This is a genomic window from Hoeflea prorocentri (assembly GCF_027944115.1).
Lineage (GTDB): Bacteria > Pseudomonadota > Alphaproteobacteria > Rhizobiales > Rhizobiaceae > Hoeflea_A > Hoeflea_A prorocentri.
Window position 1 is genome coordinate 431,727 of record NZ_JAPJZI010000001.1, and the last position, 12,685, is coordinate 444,411.

At 58.5% G+C, this 12,685-nt stretch carries 11 protein-coding genes; 8 read left to right on the forward strand and 3 right to left on the reverse strand.

Annotated features, from left to right (window positions below):
• Positions 1–9: 9 nt before the first annotated feature.
• A complete protein-coding gene (locus OQ273_RS01990; RefSeq protein ID WP_267988795.1) occupies positions 10–432 on the reverse strand; it encodes a PaaI family thioesterase in 423 nt (140 codons plus the stop codon).
• Positions 433–517: 85 nt separating this feature from the next.
• Positions 518–1,429, reverse strand: coding sequence for an oxygen-dependent coproporphyrinogen oxidase (hemF, locus tag OQ273_RS01995; RefSeq protein WP_267988796.1), 912 nt, complete (start codon positions 1,427–1,429; stop codon positions 518–520).
• Between the two features lie 166 nt (positions 1,430–1,595).
• On the opposite strand from hemF, the gene OQ273_RS02000 reads away from it, so the two are divergent.
• The gene (locus tag OQ273_RS02000; protein ID WP_267988797.1) at positions 1,596–1,856 is read left to right on the forward strand and encodes a hypothetical protein; all 261 of its coding nucleotides are present in this window, start codon (positions 1,596–1,598) and stop codon (positions 1,854–1,856) included.
• Here OQ273_RS02000 and OQ273_RS02005 read toward each other — a convergent pair.
• Positions 1,853–2,320: a tRNA (cytidine(34)-2'-O)-methyltransferase gene (locus tag OQ273_RS02005; protein WP_267988798.1), complete on the reverse strand. Its 468-nt coding sequence runs from the start codon at positions 2,318–2,320 to the stop codon at positions 1,853–1,855. The two genes, OQ273_RS02000 and OQ273_RS02005, sit on opposite strands and share 4 nt — an antisense overlap.
• 448 nt (positions 2,321–2,768) lie before the next feature.
• Here OQ273_RS02005 and OQ273_RS02010 point away from each other — a divergent pair, with 448 nt between their 5' ends.
• The 7 genes from OQ273_RS02010 (at position 2,769) to OQ273_RS02040 (ending at position 12,632) form a co-directional block, all read left to right on the forward strand.
• On the forward strand, positions 2,769–4,628 hold the full coding sequence (locus OQ273_RS02010) for an ABC transporter ATP-binding protein (RefSeq protein ID WP_267988799.1): 1,860 nt from the start codon (positions 2,769–2,771) through the stop codon (positions 4,626–4,628).
• A gap of 180 nt (positions 4,629–4,808) precedes the next feature.
• Complete coding sequence (locus OQ273_RS02015) at positions 4,809–7,109, forward strand: mechanosensitive ion channel family protein (RefSeq protein WP_267988800.1); 2,301 nt, start codon at positions 4,809–4,811, stop codon at positions 7,107–7,109.
• Between the two features lie 74 nt (positions 7,110–7,183).
• Positions 7,184–9,055 carry an ABC transporter ATP-binding protein gene (locus OQ273_RS02020; protein ID WP_267988801.1) on the forward strand — a complete coding sequence of 624 codons (1,872 nt, stop codon included), beginning with the start codon at positions 7,184–7,186 and terminating at the stop codon, positions 9,053–9,055.
• Between the two features lie 196 nt (positions 9,056–9,251).
• Positions 9,252–9,818 carry a ubiquinol-cytochrome c reductase iron-sulfur subunit gene (gene petA, locus OQ273_RS02025; protein ID WP_267988802.1) on the forward strand — a complete coding sequence of 189 codons (567 nt, stop codon included), beginning with the start codon at positions 9,252–9,254 and terminating at the stop codon, positions 9,816–9,818.
• A gap of 14 nt (positions 9,819–9,832) precedes the next feature.
• Positions 9,833–11,128 (forward strand): cytochrome b, encoded by a 1,296-nt coding sequence (locus OQ273_RS02030; RefSeq protein WP_267988803.1) that lies wholly within the window; start codon positions 9,833–9,835, stop codon positions 11,126–11,128.
• A gap of 25 nt (positions 11,129–11,153) precedes the next feature.
• Entirely contained in the window at positions 11,154–11,987 is an 834-nt protein-coding gene (locus OQ273_RS02035) for a cytochrome c1 (protein WP_267988804.1), read from the forward strand.
• 99 nt (positions 11,988–12,086) lie between these two features.
• A complete protein-coding gene (locus tag OQ273_RS02040) occupies positions 12,087–12,632 on the forward strand; it encodes an adenine phosphoribosyltransferase (RefSeq protein WP_267988805.1) in 546 nt (181 codons plus the stop codon).
• The last annotated feature ends 53 nt before the right edge of the window (positions 12,633–12,685 follow it).

Sequence of the window (12,685 nt, forward strand, 5' to 3'; positions counted from 1 at the left end):
CATCCTTCATCAGCCCATATAGGCATAAGCGCAGGTTGCGCCTGCACAGACCTTCGGGCTTCCCACCTGACGAATATCGATGCGCGCAGTCGCCATGCGCCGGCCGTTGGACAGGATCGTGACCGTCGCTTCAATGTCGCCGGTCGATACGGGCCGCATGAAATGGGTGGTCATATCGACCGTCGTCATGATCCGGCCGTCATCGTTGATGCCGATCAGTGTCAAAACGCCGACCGTATCGGCTATGGCGGAAAGGGCCTGACCGCAGACGATACCGCCCGTACGGGCAAGGTTGTCACCGGCTGGAATGCGGAAAACGGCGCCGGCTTCAGATACATCGACCGGTTCAATGTTCAACGCCTTGACCCAGGGGGCAAAAGCTTCCGCAAGAAACGTCTTCATGGCATCAAGTCTGGACTGGTCTGCGCTCATGCCGTTGTTCTCCCATACTGTGTTGCATCCTTTGAAAGGGAGTGGCCTAAAACAGTCAAGAGATCAGGCTTTTGCCCAGTGGATGCTAAGGCCAGCGAACCGCCGGCGGCATTGATGAGAGGATCGAATCGACGTTGCCACCCGTCTTGAGTCCGAAAATCGTGCCGCGATCATAGAGCAGGTTGAACTCCACATAGCGGCCGCGCCGGATGAGCTGTTCGTTGCGGTCGTTCTCGTCCCAGTGGGTATTGAAATTCTTGGTCACCAGTTTGGGATAGGCCACGGTAAAGGCCCGCCCGACATCCTGCACGAAGGCGAAATCGGCATCCCAGCCGCCATCGGCGTCCGACGAGCGCAGCCAGTCGAAAAAGATGCCGCCAACACCGCGCGGTTCGTTGCGGTGCTTGAGGAAGAAATAGTCGTCGCACCATTTTTTGTAGAGCGGATAATCGGCAACCTTGTGCCGCGCACAGGCCACTTCCATCGCCTTGTGGAAGAGTTGCGTGTCGGGGTCTTCCTGAACCCGGCGCCTGTCGAGGACGGGTGTCAGGTCGGCTCCGCCGCCGAACCACTGCGTGGTCGTGACGACCATGCGCGTGTTCATATGCACCGCCGGCACATGCGGGTTGACCGGATGGGCAATGAGCGAAATCCCCGAGGCCCAGAACCGCGGGTCGATTTCGGCGCCCGGGATCTGCTGGCGGAACTCGGAGGAAAATTCACCGTGCACGGTTGATGTGTGAACGCCGACTTTTTCAAACACCCGGCCGGACATCATCGACATGACGCCACCGCCGCCCTTGCCGTCGTCCCGGTGCCATTCGGTCCGTGTAAAACGGCCCGGCTGGTCTTCCGACAACGGGCCGGTGACCGCGTCCTCAAGCTGCTCGAAGGCCGAGCAGATCGCATCGCGCAAGGTCTCGAACCAGATGCGCGATTTCGCTTTTTTTTCCTCCAGAGCAGGCGGATGCCCGAGCGGAAGGTTAGGCCTTTCCATCAACCAGTGTCCCCATTAGTCCCCGGCCCTCATTAGCAGGTCGGATTGAGCGATGCCATAGTCGCTCGGGCGATATTACGAACATAGTGTCGCGTCCGGGTTGTTTCATCTCCCGGACTCGCCAAGTGCGCCAATCAGGCCTATTATCTGGGCTAGGGTGCTGATTATGAAGCGTGTTCCTAAAGTTCCGCCCATGGAGGGGCTTCGCCGCCAGATTCGAAAGAGTCGTGAGGCGAAAGGCGCCTCGGCAGGTGATTCGTTCATCCGCGAGACCTTCCGTCTTCCGCGCAGCGCGGCACGCGCCAAGGCGCGCGAATGGTTCCACGCATGGCCGAAGGCAGCCTACTGGACGGAGGTGGAGAGCTGGCGGCAATTGCCGGGTGATGAGATCGAGTTCACCATGCGCCGCTTGCCGAGCGCGGACTAGTCGGAAATCTCAAGTTGCCGGATTGCCTCGCCCGCCACCATGGCGGCCGCAATGGCGATATTGAGCGAGCGACGGTCAGGCTGCATCGGGATCAGGATGCGGGCGTCGGCCTCGTCATGGACACGCGCCGGGACGCCTGAGCTCTCGCGGCCGAAGAGGAGTATGTCGCCGTCCTTGAAATCAAACCGTCGATAGGAACCTTCGGCCTGCGTTGAAGAAAGAACCAGCCGGCGATCCTCAGTCCTTGCCCAATGCAGAAATGTCTTCCAGTTTGCATGCCGTGTCAGCGTTGCCTGTTCGACATAATCCATCCCGGCGCGCCGCAGCGCCCGATCGGAGATATCGAAGCCTGCCGGTTCAACAAGATCGACGGGCAGTCCGAGGCATGCGGACATGCGCAGGATTGTGCCGGTGTTGCCGGGAATGTCCGGCTGGAAAAGCGCTATTCGTAAATCACTGCTCATGGCCCTCTCTTAGGCAAGTGGCATTGAAACGCAATGGCTGACGCGAGGCCGTGACCGAATTGCAACACAATGGTGCATGATTTGAAATGCACCTGTTGGCACTGGAAAGCCGATTCGAATCGGTGTACTTGTCTGCACCGTGGACCAATTCGAGACAAAGGAGGGGCCATTGGCAGATACAATACGGCAACTCCCACCATCGGCGCGAATGCGCGATGGCTTTGGCTCGGTCTGACGGCGTCCACGTCTTAATCTGACGATCCGCTTCCCAGACTTTCGCTGACCCGCTTTTCGATGCGCACCGCTGTGCGCTGGGTCATATTGTTTTTGGACAGTGACGGTTCGACATCTTTTGTAGCGCTATGCAACGGCGAGGGCCTGCTGGTCCCGTTTCTCATTATCCGGCGCGCACACCGATCACTTTCCGGGCTTGCACAGAGGCTGAATCATGTTTGGCTGGTTTGAAAGACGTTTGAATCCCTATCCCGAGGTGCCTTCCGGACAGCCGCCCCGGCAGCTCCTGGCGTTCTGTTGGCACTATTCCAGGGAAGCTGCCCCCTGGCTCATCATCATGTCGGTGCTGACCGCATTGATTGCGATTGGCGAGGTGTTCCTGTTCAGCTTCCTCGGCGACATCGTCAATTGGCTGTCAGCATCCTCGCGGGAAGAATTTCTTGCAACGGAAGGCGCCAAATTGTTCTGGATGTCGGTCCTGGTGCTTTTTGTGTTGCCCGGCATCGTGTGGGTTCAGTCGATGCTGACGCACCAGACGCTGCTTGGCAACTACCCGATGATCGGGCGCTGGCAGATGCACCGCTATCTGCTGCGGCACAGCCTGGCTTTCTTTGCCGACGAGTTCGCCGGGCGCGTTGCCACGCGCGTCATGCAGACCTCGCTTGCCGTGCGTGAAGCCGTCATGAAGGTTCTGGATGTCCTCGTCTATGTGGTCGTCTTCTTCCTGACGATGCTTGTCATGGTTGCCGCGGCCGATCTGCGCCTCGCCGCGCCGATGCTCATTTGGGTTGCAGTTTATGTGGCCATGATCGCCTATTTCGTGCCGCGAATGAAACGCATCTCGCGCGAGCAGGCCGATGCCCGCTCGATGATGACCGGACGGGTAGTCGACAGCTACACAAATATCGCAACGGTCAAGCTGTTCTCCCATGCCGGACGCGAGGAGGTCTATGCCCGCTCGGCCATGTCGGACTTCCTTGAAACGGTGCACCGGCAGATGCGTCTGGTGACGCTGTTTCACGGCATTGTCTATTTCAACAACGCGCTGCTGCTTTTTGCGATCGGTGCATTGTCGATCAATCTGTGGCTGGCCGATTCGGTCTCCGTGGGCGTGATTGCCGCTTCAATCGCGCTCGCTTTGCGCATATCCAGCATGTCCCACTGGATCATGTGGGAGGTGTCGGCGCTGTTCGAGAATATCGGCGTGGTGATCGACGGCATGTCCATGCTTTCGAAGCCGCATGGCGTGACCGATGAGAAGGCGGCAAACCAGCTTGTCGCCGATCGCGGCAGGATCGAGTTCGACCATATCCGGTTCCACTACGGCAAGGAGGGCGGCGTGATCAACGATCTGTCGTTGACGATCCAGCCTGGTGAGAAGATCGGTCTGGTTGGCCGGTCGGGTGCCGGCAAGACCACGCTGACAAATGTCCTGTTGCGTTTCTACGACCTTGAGGCCGGACGGATCCTCATCGACGGGCAGGATATTTCGGGTGTCTCGCAGGACAGCCTGCGCTCGCGCATCGGTGTTGTCACACAGGATACGTCGCTCCTGCACCGGTCGATCCGTGACAATATCGGCTACAGCAAGCCGGATGCCAGCGATGAGGAGATCATCGAAGCGGCCAGGCGCGCCAATGCCTGGGACTTCATCCAGGGCCTTGAAGACCTCAAGGGGCGCAAGGGTCTTGATGCCCATGTCGGCGAGCGTGGCGTAAAACTCTCGGGCGGCCAGCGCCAGCGTATCGCGATTGCCCGGGTATTCCTGAAAGACGCCCCGATCCTGGTGCTGGACGAGGCAACATCGGCGCTCGATTCGGAAGTCGAGGCGGCAATCCAGGAAAACCTCTTTGCCCTGATGGAGGGCAAGACCGTGATCGCGATTGCGCACCGGCTTTCGACAATCGCCGAACTGGACCGCCTGATCGTTCTGGATTGCGGCGATATCGTCCAGTCCGGCACCCATGCGCAGCTGGTCAAGGCTGAAGGGCTCTATGCGGAGTTGTGGTCGCGCCAGTCGGGCGGCTTCATCGATGCGGAGCCGGAGGCCGCGGACAACGCTGCCGCCGAATAGCCGCCAGCTTCAATTTGTTAATAATGCCCATCCCGGAACACTTCGGGATGGGCTTTTATATGGGCTCCCGCCGGTGTTTCGTGCCCTTTAGGCTGGGCGGTTTGCGGGTGGACAGAATGCGGGTATGGTCGCGTTGGGGAAATGGCATGGGAGCGGGCGGTTTGCGGCCGTAAGAACAATATGAAATCAGCATCTTGCGTTCTCAGGATTCTGCTCCTGGCGATTGCGGTTCTCCTTGGAACCGGAGCCGGTTTCGCCCAGACAGGCATGACTGCGGTCACCGGCGGGAATGAGGAACAGGCACCGGCCACCGTTACGCTGCCGAAAGATCTGACACCGGAAACGGTGCGGGAGCTTGTGTCCAAGCTCAGTGATCAGCAGGTGCGGCAATTGCTTCTGGAGCGGCTCGATGCGGTGGCCCGGCAGGATGAAGCCAAGCCGGAGCCGGGACGCGATGTGCTCGCGTTCCTCGGCAGCTCCTTTGCGGCGGTTGGTGGCCTGGTCGTCAATGCGGTAACTGGACTGCCCGAAGTGTTCTCGGGCCTCAAATCGGCGTCCGGCGAGTTTGCCGACAAGCGCGGCGCCGGCGGTATTTTCTGGACCTTTGCCATCATGGGTGTCGCCATGGCCGTCGGGTTTGCCGCGGAAATGGCGGTGACGCGTTTTGCAAGCAAATGGCGTGAGCAGATAGAGAATGTACAGGCGCCTGAGAGCCTTCAGGAAACACTTGAAGTGCTGGGCAAACGATTGTTCCTGGAGCTTGTCGGTCTGCTTGCCTTCTTTGCTGTGACCCGGCTGATGATCCAGATTCTTGCGCCGGAAAACGACCGGCCGCTTCTGCCGTTGCTCATGGTCAATCTGATCGTCATGCCGCGATTGTCGATCGCCATTACACGCTTCCTTTTTGCACCCACACGGCCCAAACTCAGGCTTGTGCATACGGATGATTGGACCGCACGCTTTATCTTCAGACATCAACTTGGGGTCATACTCCTGATCGGAACGGCCAATGTCATCGTCGGTTTCCAGGAACTTCAGGGTATCTCGTTTTCAGAATCCTCCATCGGCTTCTGGCTGGTGGTCATCTCGGTCTGCTGGCTTGTCTACGTGCTTTATCGCGCGCGCCACGGTTTGACGTCGATCATTCTCGGTTCGGAAGACGACGCAACACGAGGCGAGCGGTTGCTGGCCATGGCCTATCCATGGCTTGCGATCGTCATGGTGCTGCTGACATGGCTGATCATCGAGATGATCCTGGCGGCCGGCCGCGTCGATCTCATTGACGACGGACAGGGTTACATCACTGTCTGTCTGTTCCTGCTTACGCCGATCTTCGACACGATGGTTCGCGGCCTGGTCAAGCATTTGGTTCCGCCTATGCGCGGTGAGGGGGTGTTGGCGGAAGCCGCCTACAGATCGACCAAGCGCAGCTATATTCGCATCGGCCGCGCGCTGCTGACGGCGGTTGTCATCGTGGTGATCGCCAGGGTCTGGGATATCGACTATTCCAATCTCGCCTCCGCCGGACTGGGTGTGCGTATCGCCGCCTCGATGTTTGAAATCCTGTTCATCCTGGCGGCAGGCTATCTCGTATGGGAAGTCGTCACACTGTGGCTGAACCGCAAGCTGGCCGATGAGAGGACAGCTGCGGGTATCGATCTGGAATCCGAAGAGCCGGGTGGCGGTGAGGGGGGCGGTGTTGGCGGCACACGCATGTCTACCGTTTTGCCGCTGGTCAAGATGGTGGCGCAGATTTCCATCATCACGATCACCATTCTCATCGCACTCGGAAATATGGGCGTCGACATCACGCCGCTGCTTGCCGGTGCCGGTATAGTCGGGCTCGCCATCGGCTTCGGCGCGCAGACTCTTGTCAAGGACATCGTCTCGGGGCTGTTTTTCCTGGTCGACGATGCATTTCGCGTCGGTGAATATCTTGAGATCGACGGGACTGTCGGCACGGTTGAGAAGATCTCTGTGCGCTCCCTGCAATTGCGCCATCACCAGGGGCCGGTTCATACAATTCCCTATGGCGAGATACCGAAAATCACCAACAACTCCCGCGACTGGGTGATCGTCAAACTGAAGTTCACCGTTCCGTTCGACACCGATGTGAACAAGGTAAAGAAATTGTTCAAGCAGATCGGAAAGGACATTATGGAAGCGCCCTATGCAGATGATATTATTCAGACTTTCAAGTCGCAGGGTGTCTATGATGTCAATGATGTGGGCATTGTGGTGCGCGGCAAATTCATGGCCAAGCCGGGCAAGCAGTGGATGATCCGCAAGGACGTTTATGCCCGCGTTCAGAAGATTTTTGCCGAAAACGGTATCGAGTTCGCCCGCCGTGAGGTCCGGGTAAAGATGCCCGAAACGGAGGACGGCGCGGAAGCCGGGGACCAGAACACAGCGGCGGCAGCCGCCGAGGCGGCGATCGCGCAGCAGGAAGAGGAAATGCAGGCGGCTGCCAAGCCGACCTGACCGGCGCCTGTCGCGCAGACAATTCCTGCCATGAAACATTGCTGCGGTGAGCGTGCGGTTCTATGTTCGCCGTCATGATCCTTCAACGCGTATTCCAGCTTTTCGAGCGCTGGATCGATCCGTTTTCACCGCAGCAGGAGTTGACCGCCTCAGGCAGTGCGATCGGTTTCTTGTGGCAATTCGTCAGACAGGCAAGGTGGCCGTTCTTCGCCATGCTGGTGCTAGGCGGGGCGGTTGCCCTGCTTGAGGTGGCGCTTTTTTATTTCGTCGGGCGGCTTGTCGATCTGCTGGAAAGCGCTGACCGGGCAACGGGCTGGCAGGGACTTGTCGATCAGCACGGGCCGGAACTCCTCTTCATGCTGGCGGTGGTGCTCATCGGCCGCATGGTGGTGGCGCCGCTTGTTACGCTGGTTGAGGAGCAGACGGTTGTTCCCGGCTTTTTCAATCTTGTGCGCTGGCAGGCCTATTCGAGGATCGCGCGCCAGAGCCTTTCGTTCTTCCAGGATGATTTTGCCGGGCGGGTGGTCACCAAGGTCTGGCAATCCGGTCAGGCTGTCGGCGATTTCATGACGTCGCTTTTTCAGGTCGTCTGGTTTATCGCCATTTATGCGGTCACCACGCTGGCGCTCGTCGCCCAGCTCGACTGGCGGCTGGCGGCGGTGGTCGCGGTCTGGATTGTCGCGTTCGGTTTGATCGCCCGATACTTCGTGCCGCGTATCCGGCGCATGTCGAAGGAAACGGCGGAGGCCGCGTCTCTGCTTAACGGCCGGCTGGTCGACAGCTATTCGAATGTCCAGACGTTGAAGCTCTTCGGCCGCGAGGACGAGAACGACCGCTATATCAGAAACGGTTTTGACAGTTTCATTGCGGCCGTCATTCCCTTTACCCGCAATCTGACGGGCGTGCGGGTCTCGCTCGCCGCTCTGTCAGGCATCATGATCGCGACAATCGGCTATCTGACCATCGATCTGTGGCTGCGCGGCCAGATCAGCATCGGCGCGGTGGCCTTCACCTTGTCGCTGGTCCTGCGCCTCAGTCTGCTTCTCGGGCGGCTGATGACGCAATTCAACGGGTTGATGCGCAATTTCGGCACAATCCAGAACTCCATGGACATGCTCAACAAGCCCATCATGCTTGAGGACAGGCCGGATGCAGCCGAACTTGAGGTGAGCGAAAGCAAAATCCGTTTCGACAAAGTCAATTTTCACTACAGCGGGCAAAGTGCGGTCATCAACGATATCAGCCTGACGGTCGAGCCCGGCCAGAAGGTGGGACTTGTCGGTCTCTCGGGAGCCGGCAAATCGACACTGGTCAATCTTCTCCTCAGATTCTTCGATCTTGATTCCGGCCGCATCACCATAGATGCTCAGGATATCTCCGAGGTGACACAAAGTTCGCTGCGGGCGCATATCAGCGTTGTTACTCAAGACACGTCGCTGATGCATCGGTCCGTTCGTGAAAACATCGCCCTTGGGCGCCTCAACGCCGGCGAGGCCGATATCATCAACGCCGCCCGGCAGGCAGAGGCCTGGCCGTTTATCGAGGGGCTCAAGGATCAACTCGGACGGGCGGGGCTGGACGCCCATGTGGGCGAGCGCGGCGTCAAGCTTTCGGGGGGGCAGCGTCAGCGCATCGCGATCGCGCGGGTTATGCTGAAAAACGCGCCGATCCTCGTGCTTGACGAGGCAACGTCTGCTCTCGATTCAGAGATCGAGGCGGCGATCCAGGAAAACCTGACGCAGCTCATGGAGGGCAAGACGGTGATTGCCATTGCCCACAGGCTTTCCACCATCGCCCGAATGGACCGGCTGGTGGTCATGCATGAGGGCAGGATTGTGGAAGATGGCAGCCACGAAGAACTGCTGCGGGCCGATGGACTTTACGCTCGTCTCTGGACACGCCAATCCGGCGGTTTCATCAGCGATTCACTGGTGGCCGATCGGTAATACACAGGCTTGCCTGCGTACAAAGGGTTAAAAACTTGCGGCAATGTGCCTCTGTGCCGGTCAGCAGGCTGGACATATTCTAATAAGAGGCATAGAACCCGGCAAAATATGGGGACAGTGCCTTGCCTGAGGGGTGAATTGCGGCAAGACGGTGCTCCTCCATGTAAGTCAGTCTGCGCAGAGGATGGTTAAAACCGTGAGCGAACACGATACAACAGCCGAACCGAACCGCCGTGATTTTCTCTATCTGACAACCGGCATGGCCGGTGTCGTGGGCGCTGGAGCCGTTGCCTGGCCCTTTATCGATCAGATGCGGCCGGACGCCACGACGCTTGCCCTTTCGACAATCGAAGTCGATGTCTCCTCGCTTGAGGAGGGCATGTCGATTACCGTGAAATGGCGCGGGAAGCCGGTTTTCATCCGTAACCGGACGCAGAAGGAAATCGAAGAGGCGAATGCCGTTCCGCTGGAAGATCTGAAGGATCCCGATTCGCGCAATGCCAATCTTCCCCCGGATACACCGGCGCTTGACGTAGACCGTTCAGCGGGCGAAGAGCGGGAAAACTGGATCGTGATGATCGGTTCGTGCACCCATCTGGGCTGTGTGCCGCTTGGTCAGGCAGGCGATTATGGCGGCTGGTTCTGCCCGTGCCACGGTTCGCACTATGATACGGCAGGCCGTATCCGCAGCGGCCCGGCGCCGGAAAACCTGTGGATTCCGCCGTTCGAATTTATCTCCGATACAAGAATCAAGATCGGGTAACAGGGGACGTTACGATGAGTGGTGGTCATTCTTCATATGAGCCAACAAGCGGTCTCGGCAGGTGGGTCGATTCGCGCCTACCGCTTCCAAGGTTGGTGTACGATTCCTTTGTCGCCTATCCGACGCCGCGCAATCTGAATTACGCCTATACATTCGGCGCAATCCTGTCGATCATGCTTGTGGCGCAGATCCTGACGGGTATCGTGCTGGCGATGCATTATGCATCGACCACGGCGGGTGCGTTCTCGTCGGTCGAGAACATCATGCGTGACGTCAACTCCGGCTGGCTGCTGCGTTACATGCACTCCAACGGCGCTTCGTTCTTCTTTATCGCGGTCTACCTCCACATTTTCCGCGGCATGTACTACGGCTCGTACAAGGCACCGCGCGAGATTCTTTGGATCCTCGGTGTGATCATCTACCTGCTGATGATGGCGACCGGCTTCATGGGTTACGTTCTGCCTTGGGGGCAGATGTCTTTCTGGGGCGCGACGGTTATCACCGGCTTCTTCAGCGCGTTCCCGGTCATCGGCGAGCCGATCCAGCAATGGCTGCTCGGCGGTTTCGCGGTCGACAATCCGACCCTGAACCGCTTCTTCTCCCTGCACTATCTCCTGCCGTTCATGATTGCCGGCGTGGTGATCCTGCACGTGTGGGCATTGCATGTGACCGGTCAGACCAATCCGACCGGCGTGGAGGTCAAATCGAAGACAGACACGGTTCCCTTTACGCCCTACGCAACCGTTAAGGATGCGTTCGCGACCGTCGTCTTCCTGCTGGTGTTTGCCTACTTCGTCTTCTACATGCCCAACTATCTGGGGCATCCGGACAACTATATCGAAGCCAACCCGCTGGTGACCCCGGCGCATATCGTTCCGGAATGGTACTATCTGCCGTTCTACGCGATCCTGCGCGCCATTACCTTCAATATCGGGCCGATCGACTCGAAGCTCGGTGGGGTTCTGGCCATGTTCGCCTCGATCGCCATCCTCTTCCTGCTGCCATGGCTCGACACGTCCAAGATCCGTTCGGCGGTCTATCGTCCCTGGTACAAGCTGTTCTTCTGGCTGTTCGTTGCCAATGCCATCTTCCTTGGATGGCTGGGCGCGAAACCGGCTGAAGGTGCTTATGTGGTGATGGCTCAGATCGGCACCGCCTACTACTTCCTGTTCTTCTTCCCGATCCTGCCCATTCTGGGACTGGTGGAAAAACCGAGACAGGTGCCGAACTCGATCACTGAATCCGTGCTAGCCAAGCAAGGCAGCGGCAAACCCGAGGCGGCGACAGCCGCACCGGAAGACCGCGCGTAACCCGGCGTCAGAAAGGACAAGAAAGATGAAAAAACTCGTCTCTACGCTTCTGTCGCTGGCTCTGGCTTCGGGCATCGGAACGGCCGCCATGGCGGCAGGCGACAGTGAGTACTCAAAAAAGCCGCGCGAGCAGAGCTGGTCGTTTTCGGGGCCCTTCGGCACCTACGACAAAGGACAGTTGCAACGCGGGCTGAAAGTTTACGTCGAGGTTTGTGCTGCTTGCCATTCGCTTGATCGCATCGCATTCCGCAACTTTACCGATCTCGGTTACACGGAGGATCAGGTCAAGACGCTGGCCGCCGATTATGACGTGACCGATGGTCCGAACGAAGAAGGGGAAATGTTCGACCGTCCGGCCATTCTGGCCGACTATTTTCCTAATCCGTTTCCCAATCCCGAAGCAGCGGCATGGGCCAATAACGGGGCCGCGCCGCCCGATCTGTCGCTGATGGCCAAGGCACGCGCGGCAACCCGTGGTTTCCCGCAATTCGTGTTCGATATCTTCACGATGTACAATGAGGGCGGCCCTGACTACCTCTATTCATTGCTGACCGGATATCAGGATGCACCGAGCGGCGTCGAGATTACCGAGGGGACCTACTATAATCCGTATTTCCTCAACGGCATCTCGCTTGCCATGGCCCCGCCTCTGTCCGACGAGATCGTCACCTATGACGATGGCGCGCCGGAGACAGTTGATCAATATGCCAAGGATGTCACAGCGTTCATGATGTGGGCCGCGGAACCGAAGATGGAAGAGCGCAAATCGCTCGGTTTCAGGGTGATGATCTTCATCCTGATCTTCAGCTGCCTGCTCTATCTGACCAAGAAGTCTGTGTGGTCCCGCGTGGACCATTGACCTGCGGGTAATTACGGATAAAAAATGTCTTTAGGCGGCCCCGGGCCGCCTTTTGCATGTCCGGTGAGGGCCGGAGGGGATACAGGCGGGGACGAAGCCATGGATCAAACGCTAAAACAAACCCTGTTGGATGCGATCAGAACAATTCCGGACTATCCGAAACCGGGAATTCAGTTCCGCGATATCACCACACTGCTTGGCAATCCGAAGGCCTTCCGGCGGTCGGTGGATGAGCTGGTGCATCCTTATGCCGGCACCAATATCGATCAGATTGCCGGCATCGAGGCACGCGGCTTCATTCTCGGCGGGGCCATCGCTCATCAGCTATCGGCGGGTTTTGTCCCGATCCGCAAGAAGGGGAAACTGCCCTATGACACGGTGCGGGTTGCCTACAGCCTCGAATACGGTGTCGACGAAATGGAGATGCACAAGGATGCGGTTTCATCGGGCGAAAAGGTCATCCTTGTCGACGATCTGATTGCGACCGGAGGAACAGCCGAGGGAGCTGTCAAGCTCCTGAGGCAGATGGGCGCCGAAATCGTCGCGGCCTGTTTTGTCATCGATCTGCCCGATCTTGGCGGACGCAAGAAGCTGGAAGATCTCGGGGTCACAGTCCGCACCCTGGTGGAATTCGAGGGCGATTGAGCGCCGAACGGTCCGATACTATCGTCAAATCTGATGTGGCCGCCTGAACGCCA